This is a genomic window from Leucobacter triazinivorans (genome assembly GCF_004208635.1).
Classification (GTDB): domain Bacteria; phylum Actinomycetota; class Actinomycetes; order Actinomycetales; family Microbacteriaceae; genus Leucobacter; species Leucobacter triazinivorans.
On record NZ_CP035806.1, the window covers coordinates 1104274 to 1123149 of the forward strand.

At 67.2% G+C, this 18876-nt stretch carries 16 protein-coding genes and 1 tRNA gene; 7 read left to right on the forward strand and 10 right to left on the reverse strand.

The features are described 5' to 3' along the window. Positions 1-303: 303 nt before the first annotated feature. From EVS81_RS05075 to EVS81_RS05100, 6 genes are all read left to right on the forward strand, one after another. On the forward strand, positions 304-678 hold the full coding sequence (locus EVS81_RS05075; RefSeq protein ID WP_130109423.1) for a hypothetical protein: 375 nt from the start codon (positions 304-306) through the stop codon (positions 676-678). Beyond that, positions 675-2465: a type IV secretory system conjugative DNA transfer family protein gene (locus EVS81_RS05080; RefSeq protein ID WP_130109424.1), complete on the forward strand. Its 1791-nt coding sequence runs from the start codon at positions 675-677 to the stop codon at positions 2463-2465. Before EVS81_RS05075 ends, EVS81_RS05080 begins: the two co-directional genes overlap by 4 nt. A gap of 113 nt (positions 2466-2578) precedes the next feature. Further along, positions 2579-3133 carry a hypothetical protein gene (locus tag EVS81_RS16035; protein WP_130109425.1) on the forward strand — a complete coding sequence of 185 codons (555 nt, stop codon included), beginning with the start codon at positions 2579-2581 and terminating at the stop codon, positions 3131-3133. A gap of 113 nt (positions 3134-3246) precedes the next feature. Continuing rightward, a complete protein-coding gene (locus EVS81_RS05090; RefSeq protein ID WP_240740050.1) occupies positions 3247-8208 on the forward strand; it encodes a helicase-related protein in 4962 nt (1653 codons plus the stop codon). Between the two features lie 74 nt (positions 8209-8282). After that, positions 8283-8756, forward strand: coding sequence for a single-stranded DNA-binding protein (locus EVS81_RS05095; RefSeq protein WP_165384188.1), 474 nt, complete (start codon positions 8283-8285; stop codon positions 8754-8756). Between the two features lie 13 nt (positions 8757-8769). Then, entirely contained in the window at positions 8770-9390 is a 621-nt protein-coding gene (locus EVS81_RS05100) for a DUF4913 domain-containing protein (protein WP_240739971.1), read from the forward strand. A 77-nt stretch (positions 9391-9467) separates the two neighbouring features. Here the strand turns inward: EVS81_RS05100 and EVS81_RS05105 are convergent, their stop codons facing one another. The 4 genes from EVS81_RS05105 to EVS81_RS05120 all read right to left on the reverse strand — a co-directional run bounded on the left by EVS81_RS05105 (position 9468) and on the right by EVS81_RS05120 (position 11574). Then, positions 9468-10655 carry a tyrosine-type recombinase/integrase gene (locus EVS81_RS05105; protein ID WP_130109427.1) on the reverse strand — a complete coding sequence of 396 codons (1188 nt, stop codon included), beginning with the start codon at positions 10653-10655 and terminating at the stop codon, positions 9468-9470. After that, positions 10652-10891 (reverse strand): helix-turn-helix transcriptional regulator, encoded by a 240-nt coding sequence (locus tag EVS81_RS05110; protein WP_130109428.1) that lies wholly within the window; start codon positions 10889-10891, stop codon positions 10652-10654. The genes EVS81_RS05105 and EVS81_RS05110 overlap by 4 nt, the downstream gene beginning before the upstream one ends. Positions 10892-11069: 178 nt before the next feature. After that, positions 11070-11146, reverse strand: a tRNA-Pro gene (locus tag EVS81_RS05115). Between the two features lie 62 nt (positions 11147-11208). Further along, a complete protein-coding gene (locus EVS81_RS05120; RefSeq protein ID WP_130109429.1) occupies positions 11209-11574 on the reverse strand; it encodes a GntR family transcriptional regulator in 366 nt (121 codons plus the stop codon). A gap of 143 nt (positions 11575-11717) precedes the next feature. On the opposite strand from EVS81_RS05120, the gene EVS81_RS05125 reads away from it, so the two are divergent. Continuing rightward, complete coding sequence (locus tag EVS81_RS05125) at positions 11718-12860, forward strand: LLM class flavin-dependent oxidoreductase (protein ID WP_130109430.1); 1143 nt, start codon at positions 11718-11720, stop codon at positions 12858-12860. A 248-nt stretch (positions 12861-13108) separates the two neighbouring features. Here EVS81_RS05125 and EVS81_RS05130 read toward each other — a convergent pair whose 3' ends face one another. The 6 genes from EVS81_RS05130 to EVS81_RS05155 all read right to left on the reverse strand — a co-directional run bounded on the left by EVS81_RS05130 (position 13109) and on the right by EVS81_RS05155 (position 18872). Then, entirely contained in the window at positions 13109-14224 is a 1116-nt protein-coding gene (locus EVS81_RS05130) for a C45 family autoproteolytic acyltransferase/hydrolase (RefSeq protein WP_130109431.1), read from the reverse strand. A gap of 134 nt (positions 14225-14358) precedes the next feature. Continuing rightward, the gene (locus EVS81_RS05135) at positions 14359-15426 is read right to left on the reverse strand and encodes an endo-type 6-aminohexanoate oligomer hydrolase (RefSeq protein WP_130109432.1); all 1068 of its coding nucleotides are present in this window, start codon (positions 15424-15426) and stop codon (positions 14359-14361) included. After that, positions 15423-16196, reverse strand: coding sequence for an ABC transporter ATP-binding protein (locus tag EVS81_RS05140; protein ID WP_130109433.1), 774 nt, complete (start codon positions 16194-16196; stop codon positions 15423-15425). The genes EVS81_RS05135 and EVS81_RS05140 overlap by 4 nt, the downstream gene beginning before the upstream one ends. Then, positions 16193-17035, reverse strand: a complete 843-nt coding sequence (locus EVS81_RS05145; RefSeq protein WP_130109434.1) for an ABC transporter ATP-binding protein — start codon at positions 17033-17035, stop codon at positions 16193-16195. The genes EVS81_RS05140 and EVS81_RS05145 overlap by 4 nt, the downstream gene beginning before the upstream one ends. Further along, the gene (locus EVS81_RS05150) at positions 17032-17904 is read right to left on the reverse strand and encodes an ABC transporter permease (protein ID WP_130109435.1); all 873 of its coding nucleotides are present in this window, start codon (positions 17902-17904) and stop codon (positions 17032-17034) included. Before EVS81_RS05150 ends, EVS81_RS05145 begins: the two co-directional genes overlap by 4 nt. Beyond that, a complete protein-coding gene (locus EVS81_RS05155) occupies positions 17901-18872 on the reverse strand; it encodes an ABC transporter permease (protein WP_130109436.1) in 972 nt (323 codons plus the stop codon). The genes EVS81_RS05150 and EVS81_RS05155 overlap by 4 nt, the downstream gene beginning before the upstream one ends. Positions 18873-18876 lie beyond the last annotated feature (4 nt).

Here is an 18876-nt window from a genome sequence, read left to right on the forward strand (position 1 = left end):
CTGAACCGTCTATGCCGCGGGCAGTTCTTTTTCGGCTTGCGCCCTCGACCTTGTGGGCATGGTTCTGACTCACCCCTCCCGCATGCTCACTTTCGTCCTCGCACTGCTGGTGGTGCTCCGGTGATGGCGCGGCATCCGAAGCCTGCCGCGCAGCCGTCGGCACAGTCGGCTGTCGAAGTGCCGGTGGAGTGGCCGCTCGTGCAGATGCAAGTGCATGACGACGGCGCAATGGCGGTACTCGCGAATGGCGAAGCGTATGCGCCGCCGCCGCACGCTCCGGCGTGGCGGCGCGAGTCTTACTCGATGATCCTCGACGCGATCACCGCACAACTCGGGCAGCCGGTGAAAGTCGTCGTCACCGAGTGCGACGGCACCGTCTACACCGACATCGTGTTCCCCAGACGCAGGACGACGGCTCCGGCCGAGGTACCGGCACAGCCGACGCTCCCGTCGCGGCGGCAGCGCGCCGCGACCGCGCTGCCGCCGGTGTCGGTAACCGGGAGCGGGTTCCTTGCGGGAGAGGAAGTGGCGGTCGCTCCGATCGTCGCTCACTGCGGTGCAGCCCCGGACGGGCAGGTCAACGCCCTCATCCCGCAGGGGCACGTCTCGGGCGTGCAGGAGCTTGCACTGATCGGGCGCATCTCGGGCACGATCCAGTTGGTGAGGGCCGTCCGATGAGCCAGGGGCGACAGGTCGGCGGCTACGGTCACGAACTCACCAATCTGGCACTGATCGGCCTCGCCGCCCTGCTCTTCATCGCTGGGATACTGCGGCTCTCGGGTACCCTGGCGGCCTGGCTGACCGGCATTCCCGGCCCGAGAGCGGGCCTCGCAGCCGGTGCTGGGGTGCTGTTCTCGCCGGGAGATCCAGCGACCGCGCTCAATGCGCCGGGCCTGAACGTCGTGGTCTATTGGATCATCGCCGGAGTGCAGCTCGCGGGAGTCGCGACGCTCGGCGTCTGGGTGTGGATGCTCACCCGACGGTTCACCGAGCGGCGGGAGAAAGACCCTCGGAAGATCGTCGGGATCGCGACCCGTGCCGAGGTCAAAGCACAGGCGTCAGACACGGCGCTGCTGCGCCGGGCCGCGAACCTGCGCCCCTCGATCCCGCAACCTGCACCCGCCGATGTCGGCTTCACCCTCGGGGCCTCGCAGGGGGTGCCGGTGTGGGCGTCAGTGGAAGACTCGATCCTCGCCCTCGGAGCGCCCCGCTCGGGCAAAGGCCTCCATGTCGCCATCAACCTGATCTTGGATGCGCCCGGCGCGGTCGTCACGACCTCGACGAGGCCGGACAACGTCGCGGCCACGTTCCATGCCCGTGGGCGCGGGGATCGCCCGGTCGCGGTGTTCGACCCGCAACGTCTCGCGGCGGGCATCCCCGCAGGGCTCAGATGGAGCCCGATCCGGGGATGCGACGACCCCCTCACCGCGATGATCCGTGCCGCCGGCCTCGCCTCCGCCACCGGCCTCTCCGCAGGGGACGTGGAAGGAGGCGGGTTCTGGGAAGCGAAGACCAAGGTGGCACTGCAGGCGCTCCTCCACGCGGCAGCACTCGACGGGCGCACGCCTGCCGAGTTGTTCCGGTGGACGCTCGATCCCGCCGCCGCTGCCGAGGCGGTCTCGATCCTCGACACGAATGCTGGGGCGGCGTCTGGGTGGGGTGACGCGCTTGGCGGAGTGATCGACTCTGATCCGCGCTCGCGCGACAGCGTGTGGCAGGGCGTTTCGTTGAGTCTTGCCGCGCTCGCCGACCCGAGGGTGCTCGATGCGGTCTCGCCCGGCCCAGGCGAGGTCTTCGACCCCGGCGCGTTCTTGGATGAGCACGGCACCCTCTACCTCCTCGCCACAGGCGCAGGAGCCGGTGCATCGGCGGCGCTCGTCGCGGCGCTCGTGGAGGACATCGTGGAGGTGGCGAGGCGCAAGGCGGCGGTCTCGCCGGGGGCGCGGCTTGATCCGCCGCTTGCGCTTGTGCTCGATGAGATTGCGAACATCGCGCCCCTGCCGTCTTTGCCGACGCTCATGGCTGAGGGCGGCGGCACTGGGATTACGACCGTGCCGATTCTGCAATCGCTCGCGCAGGCCCGCGAGAAATGGGGCGACGACGCTGCCGCCGCGATCTGGGATGCGTCCATCGTGAAGATCATCCTCGGCGGCGCATCGAACACGCGCGACCTCCAAGACCTCTCCGCGCTGCTCGGTGAGCGGGATGAGTTCACGGACTCGATCACGATGGGTGCTTACGGCGATCGCTCCTCGCAACGATCGGTGCGGCGGGTACCGATCATGCCTCCCGAGCGGCTGCGCATGTTGCCGTTCGGCACCGGGGTGACGCTGCTGCGCTCGGCCCCTCCGATCATCACCGATCTGCGGGCGTGGACGGCCAGGCGCGATGCCGGGCAGTTGCGGGCCGACCGTCGCAAGGTCGAAGCGTTCTTGAAGGGTGGTGGTGCGCGTGGCGAGGCGTAGGCGTACCCCGCCACCGGATCAGGTCGAGCTCGACCTCTGGGGGCTTGACGAACCATCGGCTGACGCGAAGATTGCGGCCGATACGTCGACCGAGACAAGCGTAGGAGTGCACGTTGACGAAATACACGAACCGACTCAGGGAGCACTGGGAGAAGTACGTCCCGAACCGCATGAAGATACTCCTCGACTTGGGGCCGGAGACGGAGACCTTCTTTTCGGAGATTGGGGCGCAGATACAGGAAGAAGTCAGTTCGCTGACGGAGGACATCACGGCGGTGCTGCTGGCGGAAATGCCCGAAGCGAGGGAGGATTATCTCAGGACGGTCGCGACGATGACGACCGCACGGAAGATCGCGGAGGAGATCGCCATGACGCACCAGCTCGCATGGGTGAAAGATCCCGCGCTGACGCTCTCAGAAGCGCGCGAGGAGTGGGAGCTGGATCGCCCGATGGACGAGAGCCTCGTGGACGTCGCCGTGAGAGTGCAGAACTCGGACTACCCGATCTTCTCGACGGAGGAGATGGAAGAGATGGCGAAGGAGTGGGCGGTGCCGCTCGATTTCCTGAACCAGATGTTCGAGTCGGAGAACCCCTGCAGGTTCATGTACGACCATCAGGCGGTGATGGACGAAGCGGCGACGATCCGGTTCCTCCGCGAAGTCGGGTAACCAACGAGACACCTGCAGCGCCGCCTCTTGAGGCGGCGCGTTTCGTTCCCGGCGCACCGCACACCCTCGCCCCATCTGGCGGCAAGGCCCGCTTCGAGGCCAACATCGCGGCGATTCGTCTCGCCCAGCAACTCGCCGCCGAAGATCGTGCCGCGACAGTGCCTGGGCAAGAGGTACTGGCGCGCTGGTCGAGTTGGGGTGCGATCCCGGAGGTCTTCGATGAGGCGAAGCCGGAGTGGGCGTCCGAGCGAGGCGAGCTGCGCGGGCTGCTGAGCGAGGAGGAGTGGCACGCGGCGGCGCGCACGACGATCAACGCGCACTACACCGACCCGATGCTCGTGAAGCGCATCTGGCGGGCACTCGAATCGCTCGGATTCTCAGGCGGGCCGGTGCTCGAACCTGGCAGCGGTCTCGGTACCTTCATCGGGCTCGCACCCGATGATGCGCAGGTGACCGGGGTCGAGCTCGATCCGGTCACGGCGCTCATCAGCCAGACCCTCTACCCTCATGCGACGATCCGCAACCAGTCGTTCGCGGATACCCGCATCGCCGAGGGTACATTCGAGGCTGCGGTAGGCAATGTGCCGTTCGGAAGAGTAACGCTGCACGATCCGGTGCATAACGCGACCAAGCAGTCGTTGCACAATCACTTCATCATCAAGGCGCTGCACCTGACCCGGCCTGGCGGTCTGGTTGCGGTACTGACGTCGCACTACACGATGGATGCCCAGAACCCCGGTGCGCGCAGGGAGATGAACGCACTCGCCGATCTCGTGGGCGCGATCCGGCTCCCCAACCGCACCCACTCTCGCACGGCGGGCACTACCGTCGTCACCGACCTGCTGGTGCTGCGCCGCCGAGAGAACGGTGAACCACCACGCGACGTGTCCTGGGAGACGGTGACGCGCATCGTGCTCGACGGCGAAGATGTGTTGCTCAATCCGTTCTTCGACGAGCACCCTGAGATGGTGCTCGGTACGCTCAAGGCTGGGCATGGCCCTTATGGGCCGACGCTCGAGGTCGCGGGCGATCTTGAACGGCTCGATGCCGACTTCGAGAACGCGCTCGATCAGCTGACCTTTACCGCCCGGCGGGAGGGTCTCACCCTGACGCCACCAAGCGCCGAGCACACTGTGCGGCAGGTCGCATCGGTGCCAGCGGCAACATCTCACTTCGACGGCACGATCATCGCGCATGAGGACGGCAGTTTCGGGGTGGTGTCGGCAGGGGCGATCCTCCCGTTCACGGTGCCGAAGTCTGGGGCAGTGGAGATGCGGGCGTTGCTGCGGATGCGCGACGCCGCGTCCGCCCTGCTGTCAATGGAGGCCGCGTCCGCCGACGACACGGCCGAACTCGAGCAAGCGCGAGAGAGCCTGCGACGCGGCTACCAGAAGTACCTCGGCAAGTACGGACCGCTGAATCGCTTCACCCGGTATGGAACCGGTCGCGTGAACGAGGAAGGGGAGGAGACGATTGCTCGGAAGGTGCCGACTCCGATCCGGCTGTTGCGCTCCGACCCGTTCGGGCCGCTCGTGCTCGCCCTCGAAGTCTACGACGACGTGGAGGAGACGGCGACCCCGGCGGCGCTCCTCAGCCGCCGCGTGGTTGCACCACGCCCTGAGATTCAGGGCGTCGAGACGGCAGCAGACGCAGTCGCGGTGAGTCTCGACCGGAGGGGCGGAATCGACCTTACACTGATCGCTGACCTGCTCGGCATCAGCGAGGCCGATGCACGGTCGGCGCTTGGCGACATGGTGTTCACCGACCCAGTTTCGGATGAACTGGTGCATACTCCCGCGTATCTCTCGGGCGACATCTACCGAAAGCTCGACGCGGCAACGGCACGAGCTGAGGCTGATCCCGCGTTCCGGGAGAATGTTGAGGCGCTGCGGCAGGTGCTTCCGAAGCCACTCGATGCCTCCGAGGTGACAGCGAAGGTGGGAGCGGTGTGGATCAGCGACACGATCCACCAGCAGTTCCTGCGCGAACTGCTGGGCACGAACGAGGTGCGGGTCGAGAGCCCGATGCCAGGCATGTGGGATGTGAAAGGCGGCAGGCAGGGTCTCCGCGCGACCTCGGAGTGGGGAACGAAGCGCAGACCTGCGCCCGAGCTCCTGAAATCGTTGGCGGAGCAGAAGCCGGTGCTCGTCTATGACGAGATCGAGGAGCCCGATGGGTCGAAGCATCGGGAACTCAACACCGTGCAGACTGCTGCCGCGCAGGAGAAAGCTGATGCAATCGCCGAGCGATTCTCGATGTGGGTGTGGGAAGATCCAACCCGCGCACAGGAACTGCTCGCTCTCTACAACCGCACCTTCAACGGGATCGTGTTGCGCGACTACGACGGCGCAGGCGACTACCTGACATTCCCAGGGATGGCGTCGAACTTCGTGATGCGTCCGCATCAGCGAGCAGCGGTCGCCCGCATGATCACTGAGCCCAGCGCCGGACTCTTTCACGAGGTTGGGGCCGGGAAAACCGCTGAAATGATTGCCGGGGTCATGGAAATGCGACGCATGGGCCTCATTCAGAAACCGATCATCTCGATCCCGAACCACATGCTCGAACAGTTCGGCAGGGAATGGCTGCAGCTCTACCCACAAGCGAAGATCCTTGCGGCATCCAGCGCCGACCTGACGGCAGATCGCAGACGGCAGTTCGTGGCTCGCGCGGCAGCGAACGAGTGGGATGGGATACTCATCACCCACTCCGCATTCGCACGGATCGGGCTCAAGCTTGAGAACGAGGTGACCTACCGGCGCACACAGATCGACGAGATGCGCAACGCCCTGGAACGCATGGACGGTGAAGACCGGCTCAGCGTGAAGAAGCTCCAGAACAAGCTCATCGCAGCCGAGGAGAAGCTGAAGAAGCTCACCAGCAAACCGCGCGATCCCGGCGTGAGCTTCGAGGACACCGGCATCGACTACATCGTCGTGGACGAGATACACCTCTTCAAGAACCTCGCCACAGAATCAAACATCCCCGACGCGAACATTCGAGGATCGGAGCGCGCCTCCGACCTGCACATGAAGACAGAGTACCTCCGCTCGCAGGGCAAGCAGCGGATCATCACGGGCGCAACGGCGACACCGATCTCAAACTCGATTACCGAAGCTTACACAATGCAGCGGTACCTGCGCCCCGATCTGCTCGAGGCGGCGGGCATCGGCAGCTCCTTCGACGCGTGGGCAGCGACCTTCGGAGAGACCGTCACCCAGATGGAAATGTCACCCACCGGAGCATCGTTCCGGATGAAGACCCGCTTCGCCAAGTTCAAGAACGTGCCCGAGATGCTGCGCATGTGGTCGACGTTCGCCGACGTGAAGACTGCCGAGGACCTGAAACTCCCTGTACCTGAGATGGCAGAGCGCCCAGACGGGAGCCGGTCCCCGGAAGCACGCGCGGTGCCGCCTACCGTCGAGTTAGAGGCGTTTGTGCAGAAGCTCGGCGAGCGTGCCGAGAAGATCATGGCCGGCCGGGTCGATCCGCGCGACGACAACATGCTGTCGATCACGAACGATGGGCGCAAGGCCGCACTCGACATGCGAATGATCATTCCGCGAGACCCCTCGGGGCCGACCAAGGTCGAAGTCGCCGCTGACATGATCCACCACCTCTGGCAGCAAACCGCTAACACCGAGTATCTCGATGCCGCGACTGGAGAACCGTCGGACACTCGCGGTGCACTGCAACTCGTGTTCGCTGACCTCTCGACCCCGAACCCCGACAAATGGAACATCTACGAGGAACTGAAGCAGCAACTCGTGATGCGCGGAATGCCAACACAGTCAGTGCGGTTCATTCACGAAGCCCGCAACGACATCGAGAAGGCGCAGGTGTTCGCGGCGGCGCGCGCCGGGCACATCGCAGTGCTCGTGGGCTCCACCGAACGCATGGGAGTCGGTACCAACGTGCAAGCCCGTGCGGTCGCGCTCTACCACCTGGATTGCCCCTGGCGGCCATCGGACATTGCCCAGCGCGAGGGCCGCATCATGCGGCAGGGCAACCAGAACGATGTCGTCGGGATCATCCGCCTCATCACCGAGCGCTCCTTCGACTCGTATATGTGGCAGGGCGTCGAACGTAAGGCGCGGTTCATTGCGCAGGTCATGCGGGGCAAACTCGATGTGCGTGAGATCGAGGAGATTGACCCCTCCGCGCTCTCCGCTGCAGAAGCGAAGGCACTCGCTACCGGCAACCCGCTCATGCTCGAACACGCCACGATCCAGTCCGAAGTGCATCGGCTCAGGAAGCTCGAACAAGCGCATCATAGCAATGAGCGGGTACTCGAACACACCCGTGACCTGGCAGGGGATGATGTGACCCGGATCACTCGGGAGATCACCGGGTTCGAGGCCGTGCTTCCACAGACGATCGACACCGGTGGTGACCGGTTCCGCATCGTGTTGAACGACCGTCTCTATGATTCCCGCACCGATGCCTCGCATGCGCTCATGAGCTGGGCTGCGCAGAGTGGCATCAAGTACCTATCGCACTACTCGGCACGTGAGTTCGGGGTGATCGGAAAGCTCGGAAACTTCGACATCGGCTGCGAGGTCACCCCTGAGATGGGCGGAGACCTGCTCGTCAGGCTGGAACTCCGGGGCGTGCCGCGTGGCAGCTTCTCCGTCACCCGTGAGACGTTCCTGTCGGGTGGAACCGGGCTGATCCAGCGGATCGAGAATCGCATGTCCGAGATCCCCTCCCAGCTTGAGAGAGCACGCACCGAACTCGCCGAGGCTATGCAGACACGGGATGATGCCGACTCGAGGCTCGGGCAACCGTTCAAGCACGCACTCGCACTGTCGGCAGCCGAGGCCGACTTCGAGCGCGTCTCGGCCGAGCTTCTGGCGATGCAACGCCGTAAGGACAAGGAGCCCAGTCCAGCACCCCAGGCAGAGCGGGGAGGCGAGTCTGAGCGATGGTCGCGCACCAAGTTAACGGTCGAAGCGGTGCGAGCGTATCAACCCGTTAGCGGATTGCAGGCAGGCCCCGAACGTGAACAGTCCCCTGCTGCTCCGGCTAGGGCTTCGCGTGCGGTCGAGCCGAGCGGGCACTCTCTCAGAAGATGAGGTTTGGGCGGGTTCTCCTTACCTCCTTGGTAGTCGCGTCGGTGCTCGGCGCCAGCCGGTAGGAGGCGAGATTGATGGACACGGATACTCCAGTTGATACGGTCGATTCGATCGCGCTCGGCGTCAGCATGAAAGGGTTCTTCGCAACGATGCCGGAGTTGACGTATTCCGAGGAAGGCCGTCCTGTCTTCTTCGCCCGGTTCGGGATCGAGTGTCACCGCACCGCCCCAGATGGCACAAGGATCAGGTTGGAGCCCCGCTTCGGCAGCGTCTTCGCCTACGGGGAGACCGCCGAGATTGCCCACCGGCAGTTCCGCAAGTACGACGTGTTCATCGCACACGGCCAGATCGAGACCAACAAGAACTCTGGCAAGCAACAGTTCGTCGCCGAGGACTTCGGCCACAGTATCCTCCGCACCCGTTACGAGGTCGACCGCTCGCCTCGGCACACCGTCGGTGAATCGCAACGACAAGCGATCACTCCCGACTCCCTCAACCGGTCGCGGCGTCGACGCGAGCAACCTCAACCGACTGGAATCAGCAGATAGAAAGGCGACTACCTTGCACGATGAAGCAGCAGAGCTGACCCCCGTTCCCGATGCCGAGCCTGATCCTACCGAGTCTGAGGGTGAGGGCACGAAGTACGATGGCCCGGAGCTTCCCAGGCTCGGCAATACTGCCAGTGCAGGTGGTCGGGTTTCCGGGCCTGCGCGCCCGTTGAATTGGAATCTGCTCAGCAGCGAGCAGGCGGAGGTCGAATGGCTGGAACTCAACTCGTGGGTATCGTGGCTTCGGTTGACCTACGGGCTCACGCCTGCGGTGCTCCCTCCGTTCTGGCATCGGCACCCGGAGCTCGTCTGGGAGCTTTCGGCGCTGCACCGTGCCTGGCTCGGAGCCTACGACCCTGAGCAGCACGTCAGCGGCCCGATGATCTGGCACCACGACTTCACCGAGGCACAGGCCCGGCTGCGCGTCTGGGTACAAGCCTGCGGAACCCGACTCGACCGCGACCGCCCAACACGGCAGATCCCCTGGCCGGGAGAGCCCCCATTCCCACAGATCGCCGAAGCGGTGATCCCCGACCGAGACCTCGACTTCGTTCAGTTCGTGATCGAGGATGTCGCTTCGCGGCGAGCCGATGAGGATGCCTACTATGCGAAGGCCGCAGAAACGTCTGCTTGAATAGCCGGACATAGTGAGGCGGGGGTGCGCATCTGCGCACCCCCGCCTCACTATGTACCTCAGTCGTGAACTAGCCGCTATTCATCTCGTGCGAATACTCTGTCGAGGAGCTTCGCTGTTTCCGGGTTCACCATTTCGTTGCGGCGGATGTAGTGCTGGACGGTGATCCTTGTGTCGGTATGACCGAGAAGCTCCGCAGCCAACTCGATATTGGCTTCTTCGTTCACTGCCGTTGCGACTGTCCTTCTGAACATATGTGGTGAGACTCCGGTGATGCCGGCCAAACCAAGTACATGCCTGAGTTGACGGCGCACGTTTGCCGTAGTCAGGGGCGCACCTCCTCGATTTGAGAACAGCAGTGCCTCTGGCGATGTGTCTTTCATCCGCGCAAGCCGCTTCCGTACCGCTTCGGTCGTGAACGAAGGAATCGCGACGGTGCGGCATGACTTGGCGGTCTTCGGATGATCCTGTCTCGCAGTCGGTTCTCCCTTGAGACTGACGATTGTGCCGCAGATGCGGATCGACGGCACACTGCTCGTCACGTCGACATCGCATCGACGGATTGCGAGCACTTCTCCGATGCGGGCCGAGGTGCCGAGCATGACCTCGACGATGCCACCTAACTGACCATCCGGCTTCGGCCCTGACGGAGACTGGCCGCTTTCCCAATGCAGAATCGCGGCTCGAACTCCATTCACCTGGGCAGGAGTCAGAGCGTTTGGGGTGTGCGCCGGACGCTTGAGCCGAGCGATATTATCCATTGGATTTCGTGGCAGCACCTCGTGACGTACCGCAAGGCCGAACGCAAGTTTCATTACCACCCTGGCCTGCTTCGCTCGGTTGTAACTCAGCTTTGCGAGCTGCTTGATGAACTGGTCGCAGCGAGCGACGCCTACCTCGCGGAGCGTCAGGCCTTGGAATACCGGCATGACGAGCTTGCGCATGTTCCGCTCGTAAAGTTGCCGAGTGGTTTTCGAGATCCTTCCTTCCAGGTCGAGATCGTTCAACCAGTAATCGACCAACTCGCTGAACGAGCTGTCCGCAGTCAGGAGCGTGTGTGCCGGGCTGACGTTGAAGAGGCTTCGGTCGAGCAGCTTCTGCTTCAACCTCCGTTCCGCGCTAGCTTGGGTGTCGGCGCGCGCTTGCACGAGTCGGTTCTTTCCATCCCAGTCGCGGTAGTGTGCGCGTGCTTCGATCTTTCCGCTATCGGTCGACAGGAACCAGATCTCGCCGTAGGTGCCGATAGTGAGTCGAGGGCGGCTCATTTTGCTGCCTCCGTCTGATTCGCAGCAGGTTCGATGTCGCGCTGCTCGGCGATCCAACTCTGTACATCAGAGAGCGTGAACTTGAGATGCTTCCCGAAGCGGTGCGCTCGCGGCCCCTGCCCTCTGGTGCGCCAGTCGTAGATCGTCGAGACGGGTACTCCGAGGTAGGAGGCGAGTTCGCTGATGTCGAGAAGGGGTTCGAGCCCGAGGCGGTGCAGTTCGTTGTTTGTGTCCATGCCGAGGACGTAGGAGAGCAATGCCTGAAGAATCGGAGTCGTTCGTAGACAACGAACTCGTGCCGAGTCAGGATGCGGGCGAAGCCGCCAGAACGGGAGTTTGACGTGGGTTTGACGTGCAAGGGTCATGTTTCACCAACTAGAAAGCCGCGGAATCCGTTGGAATTCCGCGGCTAACTGGTCGGGATGACAGGATTTGAACCTGCGACCCCGTCGTCCCGAACGACGTGCGCTACCAAGCTGCGCCACATCCCGATCGCGTTTTCACGCAGGGATCACTCTATCGCGTTTCCCCCGAACGCAAAAATCGTGCGGGATCAGAGCGCGCGGCGCACCTCGCCCACGATGGTTTCGGGCCCGAACCCCAGGGCGCGCATGCCGGAGACGTACTCCTGCACCAGCTCCGACGCCCGCAGGCGGGTCCCTTCGTCGACGGCCGCGACCGGCGCGACCGTGGTGCCGCCCCGGCCTCGGGTGATGAGGTACCCCTCGGCCTCGAGCTCCCGGTATGCGCGCGCGACCGTATTCGGCGCGAGGCCCAGTTCGGCCGCGAGCGCGCGCACCGAGGGCAGCTTCGTGCCGCTGGGCAGACGGCGCTCCATGATCTGCTCGATCAACCGACGGCGCAGCTGGTCGAAGGGCGGATGCGGATCCTGCGGATCGATCCTCACGTCGAGCGTCACTGCCGGCCTCCTCGCGTCGATGGGAACAATGTACTGACACGATCGCGGACGGTCAACCTCGATCACGACCGCCGCGATCCGTTCCGGCCCGAACACTCCCGAACCCGCGGAATACGCCGACCGCCCGCGCTGTTGAGGCGCACATGAGCGATCCCCGGACCGATCCCGCGCGCACGTCCGAGCCCGACGGCCCCGCGGGCACGACGCCTCCCGCCGCCCCGGCGCCCCTGCGGGCCGTTGCGAGCGCGACGCCCGAGCAGCTCATCCTCGGCCTCGACACCTTCGGCGATGTGACGCACACAGCCGCGGGCGAGCCCGTGCACCACGCGCAGGTCATCCGGGACGTCGTGGAGCAGGCCGTGCTCGCCGACCGGCTCGGCGTCGACGCGATCACGCTCGGCGAGCACCACCGCGACGACTTCGCGCTGAGCAGCCCCGAGATCGCGCTCGCAGCCATCGCGGGGCGCACCGAGCGGATCCTGCTCGGCACCGGTGTCACGGTGCTCTCGAGCGACGACCCCGTGCGGGTGTACGAGCGCTTCGCCACGCTCGACGCCGTGAGCTCGGGGCGCGCCGAGGTGGTGCTGGGGCGCGGATCCTTCACCGAGTCCTTCCCGCTCTTCGGGTACCGGCTCGAGGACTACGACACGCTCTTCTCCGAGAAGCTCGACCTCTTCACCAGGCTGCGGGCCGAGGGTCCGGTCACCTGGTCGGGCACCCTCCGCAGCCCGCTGGCGGGCCAGGAGGTGTTCCCCAAGACGCAGCAGGAGGACGGCGTGCGCGCGTGGATCGGCGTGGGCGGCAGTCCGCAGTCGGTGCTGCGCACCGTGCAGGTCGGGATCCCGATGATGCTCGCGATCATCGGCGGCGATCCCTCTCGCTTCCTGCCCTTCGCGAACCTCTATCGGCAGGCCCAGAGGGAACTGGGGCGGGAGCCCATGCCGCTCGGCGTGCACTCCCCCGGCCACGTCGCGGCGAGCGACGCCGAGGCCCGGGAGCAGCTCTGGCCGCACTTCGAGGCCAACCGCAACCGCATCGGCGGCGAGCGCGGCTGGCCGCGCACCACGCGCGCCGAGTTCGAGCACGAGGCCGACGCGGGATCGCTCTACGTGGGCTCGGCCGAGACGGTGGCGCAGCGGATCGCAGCGACCGTGCGCACCCTGGGCGCCGACCGCTTCGACCTCAAGTACGCCAACGGCACGATGCCCCACGAGCAGCTGCTGGCGAGCATCGAGCTCTACGGCCGCGAGGTGATCCCGCGCGTGCGTGAGCTGCTGTCCCGGTAGCGCGCTCCGCCCGGGGCCCGGCACGCGGCGCCTGGCGCTGCACCCGCCCAGGCGCTGCACCCGCCCAGGCGCACCGCTCGTGCAGGAGATCCGCGCTCGCGCAGGAGGCCTCGGCCGAGACCGTCCTGTGTGAGTGCGGATCTCCTGTGTGAGCGGCGGGCTGCCACACCCGGCGGGCTGCCACACCCGGCGGGCTGCCACACCCGGCGGGCTGCCACACCCGGCGGGCTGCCACACCCGGCGGGCACTCACACCCGGCGGGCGCCCCGCTCGGCGAGCTCGGCCGGGGAACCGGGGAAGAACTCCAGCGCCCCCGCTCGCGTGTCGAGGCCCACGGTCAGCAGGGTCGTCCACTGCTCGTGCAGCGGCTCGCTCGGATCCGGCCGGAAGCAGATCGGCGCGAGCGCCCCGGACGCTCCGCACATCGCGGAGGCGCGCTGCTCGATCGGCAGACCCGGCATGCGGTTGCGCTGCTCGCCGAGGTGCGCGAGCCGCGCATAGGTCGTCGACCGGTCTCGCGTCGCCTCCCCCGGCAGCTGGGACTCGGCGATGAAGTTGTTCGTGTGGATCAGCCAGCCGTCGGCATCGGCCCGCACGACGCTGACCCGCTCGGGCGAGATCTCGAAGCACGCCGCGCGGTGCGCCGCCGCGTCCCGGGAGACCACGGTGAGCACCGTCGACGCGCTCGCGCGGGCCGAGCGGATGATGGCCTCGGCCTCGTCGACGCTCGTCGCCTCGTCGAGCACCCGGCGCGCGATCGCGTGCACGGGCACGCCGTCGACTCCGCGGTCGCTCGCGTGGTGCAGGATGTTGAAGTGCACGCCGACGCCCGCGTCGTTGACGCCGATCTTGCCGAGCACGCCGAGCTCGGTGAACATCGTCACCCGGCCGACGCGGCGCGCGGCGGACGCGGGATCCTCGGCGCCTCCCGGAGCATCGGGAACGTACGAGAAGACCAGGCCGGCGCGGCACAGGTGCGCGTGCCAGTCCCAGGTCTGGATCGTCTCGGGGGCGGCCGGCCCAGGCGGCGCGAACACCGCGGTCGAGCACTCGCCCTCGACGTCGGGCGGGATGACGGCGAGCACCTCGGTGCGGGCGTTGAGCGCTGCCAGCTGCCACCGGGGCACCCCGGCGGCCTCGGCGGTCGCGGTCAGCTCGGCCGCGAGGTTCGGCGCCCAGGCCTCGAGCGCCGCGAAGCAGCTCTCCGCGATCGCCCGCACGCGATCCTCCGTGAGTCCGCGGATCGCGAAGAACTCGAGATATCCGGCGACCGCGCCCCGGATCTCCTCCCCGTACCGGCCGCCGATCTCGCTGCCGCGGCTCACCGGATCCTGCCCGGTCACCGTCGCGGTGATGATGTCCACTTTCGTCCTCTCAGTCTGCGGGCGGCCGCCCCGGGCCGGAACCCGGGCAGCAGCCCCGACGGCACCCCCGGGCCGCGGCCCGGGCGACCGCCCCCATGTATCGATTCGGCGCCGCGCGGCTCGCGCGGCGCCCCTTAGCGACCCGCCTCGAGCAGCGCGTCCCACATCACCTCGGACGCGATCGCCCCGAGCGCGGTGGCGTTCACCGACAGTCGCCCGCGCGATGACGCGGGAGTCGCGGGGAGATCGATCTCGTCAGTCGTGACCGCGAAGAGCGTGTCGCCGTCCATGTCCGTGTGGAACGGCTGGATCCCGCGGTGCATCGAGCTGTGCACCTGCTTGGCGAACTGATTCAGCTCGACGGTGTTCATGCGCACGTTCGTGATCACGGCGCTGATCGTCGTGTTGCCGGACTGCGTCACGGGAGGCATCTGCTCGGCGAACGCCTCTTGATAGTCGAACACCGGGTGCCGCCGGGCCCCGGTCTCGGCGTCGTAATTGCCGCGCACGATGCGCCCGGCGCGATCCATGATCACGCCGACCGGGTTCGGCACGACGACGGCGAGGATGCGCACGTCGCCGAGTCGGCGGAATGCCGCTCCCTGCCCCGTGATCTCGGTGCGGTCCCAGTCGACCTTGCCGGCGGAAGCGCTCATGCCCGCGCCCGCTCGGCCCTGCGCGAACTCGCCCGGCACCGCGAAGTCGAGCGCTGCGCGCCCGAGCGCCTTGTCGGGGTAGACCGCGGTCGAGCGCGCCGAGAAGTCGTAGATGATCGCCGAGGAGACGAGCTGCAGCTCGGCGAAGCCGGTGCGGTGCTCGAAGCGCTCGAGGAGCGCGTCGCTCACCCCGGCGCCCGCCTCGAGTCCGTACACCGATCCCCCGGCCAGGCAGATGGCGTGGTTGAAGTCGTATCCGCCGGAGAGGCCCACCGCCCCGCCGCGCGCATCGACCGCGGTGCGCGCGCCCGCCGGAATGTGGATGACGGTGGCTCCGGTGGGGCCCTCCTCGTAGTGGGCCGACCCGATGCTCACGCCGGGGAAGTCGAACCGCAGGGTGTCGCGGCCAGTGCTCTTCACGGGCGCCAGGTCGAAGGCATCGTTGCCCGGTCCGCCGAATACGGGAGGTCCTGCCAGGCGCGGCGCGGGATCCGCGGCGATCGCGCCGTCGATGTCGGTGAGGGCGTGTGCCGGTGTCGTGTTCATAGGGACTCCAAGAGTGTCTGCGAGTAGGAATGCTGCGGGTTCCGGAAGAATTCGTCGGTCGGGGCGGTCTCGACGAGGTCCCCCCTGAACAGCACGGCGACGCGATCGGCCACGCGCTGCACCGCCCCGAGGTCGTGCGAGATGAAGAGCGCTCCGAAGCGGTGCTGCGCCTGCAGCTCGCGGATGAGCGCGAGGATCTGCATCTGAACGGCGACGTCGAGCGCGCTCACGGCCTCGTCGAAGACGATGAAGCGAGGCTCGGTCACGAGGGCGCGCGCCACCGACACGCGCTGGCGCTGACCGCCGGAGAGCTCGTGCGGATAGCGCTCGGCGAACGCGGGGTTGAGCCCGACCTGTTCGAGCATCTCCATGACCCGCTGCCGCTGTGCCGACCGGCCGAGGTCGCGCCGCGCCACGGTCAGGGGCTCGCGCACCGACTCGCCCACCTTGCGCCGCGGGTTGAGCGACCAGTGCGGGTGCTGGAGCACCGCCTGCAGTGTGCCGGCGGTGGCCCTGCGCGACCGGCCGAAGGGGCGGCCGAGCAGCAGCACGTCGCCCGAGTCGGGTCGCCTGAGCCCCAGCGCGACGGAGGCGGTCGTGGTCTTGCCCGATCCCGACTCGCCCACGAGCCCGAGGGTCTCCCCCGCGGCCACCTCGAGCGTCACCGAGTTCATCGCGCGCACGACGCGCCGCTTCGCCCCCGCTCCGCTCGTGAAGGCGACGCTGACGTCGCGCAGTTCGAGCACCGGGCCCGGTTCAGCTGCGGTCATCGTTCCGCCTCCTTCGCTGCGAGGTCGGCGCGGCCGGGCATGGCGGCGACGAGGGTTCTCGTGTATTCGGCGCGCGGGTCGTCGAGCACCCGCGCGGTCGGCCCCTCCTCGACGATACGCCCCTGGTGCATCACGACCACGCGGTCGCACCAGCGGCGCACGGCTCCGAGGTCGTGGCTGATCCAGATGAGACTGGTGCCGGAGCGCTGCACGAGATCGACGATGAGGGTGAGGATCTCGTCGCGCACCTGAGAGTCGAGCGACGCAGTCGGCTCGTCGGCGATCAGGATCTCGGGTTCGCGGGCCATGGTGAGCGCGATCGCGATGCGCTGGGCCATGCCGCCGGACACCTCGTGCGGGTAGAGCTTCAGCACCCGCTCCGGTTCGAGAATCTTGACCCTCGCGAGCAGCTCGGCGAGCGACGCTCGGTCGGTCGGTCGCCCGAGCGGCCGCAGCGCCAGCTCGAGCTGGCGGCGGATCCGCATCGTCGGATCGAGCGAGGCGATCGGATCCTGCGGGATGAAGCCGAGCGACTCGCGGCGCAGGGCGCGGATCGCCTCCGGGCCGAGGCCCGCGAGATCCTTGCCGAGCACGCGCACGGATCCGGAGGTGATGTGGCAGGCTCTCGGCAGCATGCGGCCCATGGCCGCCGACACGGTCGACTTGCCGGATCCCGACTCGCCCACGATCGCGAGCAGCTCGCCCGGAGCGACGTCGAGATCGATCCCGTCGAGGGCCCGGGTCACGCCGAGTCGCGTGCGGTATTCGGCGCTGAGGCCGGAGAGCGAGACCGCCGCAGCGGCGGGGGCTGCGGGGACAGCGGGGGCGTTCGCGGTCATACGAGGCTCCTTGTCTCGCGCGGATCGAGGCGATCGCGCATCGTATCGCCGATGAGATTGATGGCGAGGATCGCGACGACGAGCACGGCGGCCGGGATGAACAGCAGCCACGGCGCCTGCAGCATGTAACTGCCGCCCTCCTGGATCAGCAGGCCCAGGGAGGATCGCGGCGGCTGCACGCCGTAGCCGAGGAAGCTCAGCCCGCCCTCCACGAGGATGCCGACCGACAGCGCGTACGTGCCCTGCACGGCGATGGTGCCGCTGACGTTCGGCAGCAGGTGCCGGAAGAGGATCACGGGGGCCGACACCCCGCTGATCTTCGCGGTCGTGACGAAGTCGCGCTGGGCGACCGACATCGCGGCCGCGCTCACCATGCGCGTCATGAGGGGAACGGTGACGAGCACGATGCTCGAGAGCACCGCGACCTGGCCGGGGCCCACGACCGCGGCGATGAGGATCGCGAGCACGATCGAGGGGAAGGAGTACAGCACGTCGCTCAATCGCATGATGATCTCGCGCGCCCAGCCGCCGGCGTAGCCGGCGACGAGCCCGAGGATCACGCTGATCACGGCGGTGCACGCCACCGCGAGCGTGGAGAGCACCAGGGTGGTGCGCGTGCCCTCGAGCAGTCGGGCCAGCACGGAGCGCCCCAGGGCGTCGGTGCCGAAGGGGTAGGCGGCCGACGGCGGGCTGAGCCGCGGACCGACGATCCTCGCGGGATCGCCCGCGAACGGGATGACCGCGGCCGCGACGGCGACGGCGACGATGAGACCGAGCGCGCAGGCGGCGGCGATGAAGAGGGGGTCGCGCGGCGCCCGGGTGCGGGCCGCGCGCTTCTTCCTGGTGAGCGGAAGCGAGTAGGTGGTCATGATCCTGCCTTCCCCGTGACGGCGACGCGCGGGTCGAGCGCGCTCGTGATGAGGTCGAGCACCAGGCTCAGGGTGACGAAGACGGCGGCGGCGAAGAGCACGGTCGCCTGCACCACCGCGAAGTCCCGCCTGCCGAGACCGGTCACCATGAACGAGCCGAGCCCCGGGAGGTTGAACAGGGTCTCGATGATCACGGCGCCGCCGAGGAGATAGGCCGTGATGGTGCCGAGCAGCGTGAGGATCGGGATCCCGGCGTTGCGCACCACGTGGTGGCGCACGATGTGCCAGGCGGTCTCCCCGCGCGCCACCGCCGCGGTGATATGGGGTTCGACGAGCACCCCCATGACCGCGTCTCGCGTGGTGCGCGCGGTCGCGGCGACGCAGAAGACGGAGAGCACGAGCGCCGGGAGCAGGAGCGCCTGGAACGTCGGCCAGAAACCGGTGCCGATGCTGGCGAACCCCCCGACCTTGAGACCGAGCGAGAACTGCGAGAAGAGGAAGATGACGATGCTGCCGAGCACGAACTCCGGCACGCTGATGCCGATGCTCGAGACCACGCGGCCGAGGGCTCCGCCGCGCTTGGCGCCGGATCGCACGCCCGTCCAGATTCCGAGCGGCACGCCGATCAGCAGCGTCACCGCCATCGCCATGATCGTGAGCATCGCGGTCACGGGAATGCGGGCGAGCATCTCGCCCGACACCGAGGTCTGCGTGACGTAGGAGGTGCCGAGCTCACCCGTGAGCACCTGCCCGATCCAGGCGAAGTACTGCACGAAGATCGGCTGATTGAGCCCGTAGGCCTCGGCGAGCATCTCCCGCTCCTCAGCCGAGGCGAGCGGGCCGAGGACGATGTCCTCGTAGCCGCCCGGCATGAGCCGGATCGCGACGAAGATGAGCACCGAGACCCCGAGCAGGGTGATGAGCGCACTCACCACCCGCCCGGCGGACCAGCGAAGGATCTGCAGCATTCCC

Excerpts from the sequence above, each read along its gene's own strand:
- EVS81_RS05155 (WP_130109436.1), bottom strand. The coding sequence starts at position 18,872 with ATGCTGCAGATCCTTCGCTGGTCCGCCGGGCGGGTGGTGAGTGCGCTC.
- EVS81_RS05080 (WP_130109424.1), top strand. The coding sequence starts at position 675 with ATGAGCCAGGGGCGACAGGTCGGCGGCTACGGTCACGAACTCACCAAT.
- EVS81_RS05110 (WP_130109428.1), bottom strand. The coding sequence starts at position 10,891 with ATGGACACAAACAACGAACTGCACCGCCTCGGGCTCGAACCCCTTCTC.
- EVS81_RS05075 (WP_130109423.1), top strand. The coding sequence starts at position 304 with ATGATCCTCGACGCGATCACCGCACAACTCGGGCAGCCGGTGAAAGTC.
- EVS81_RS05095 (WP_165384188.1), top strand. The coding sequence starts at position 8,283 with ATGGACACGGATACTCCAGTTGATACGGTCGATTCGATCGCGCTCGGC.
- EVS81_RS05140 (WP_130109433.1), bottom strand. The coding sequence starts at position 16,196 with ATGACCGCAGCTGAACCGGGCCCGGTGCTCGAACTGCGCGACGTCAGC.
- EVS81_RS05105 (WP_130109427.1), bottom strand. The coding sequence starts at position 10,655 with ATGAGCCGCCCTCGACTCACTATCGGCACCTACGGCGAGATCTGGTTC.
- EVS81_RS05145 (WP_130109434.1), bottom strand. The coding sequence starts at position 17,035 with ATGACCGCGAACGCCCCCGCTGTCCCCGCAGCCCCCGCCGCTGCGGCG.
- EVS81_RS05150 (WP_130109435.1), bottom strand. The coding sequence starts at position 17,904 with ATGACCACCTACTCGCTTCCGCTCACCAGGAAGAAGCGCGCGGCCCGC.
- EVS81_RS05135 (WP_130109432.1), bottom strand. The coding sequence starts at position 15,426 with ATGAACACGACACCGGCACACGCCCTCACCGACATCGACGGCGCGATC.
- EVS81_RS05125 (WP_130109430.1), top strand. The coding sequence starts at position 11,718 with ATGAGCGATCCCCGGACCGATCCCGCGCGCACGTCCGAGCCCGACGGC.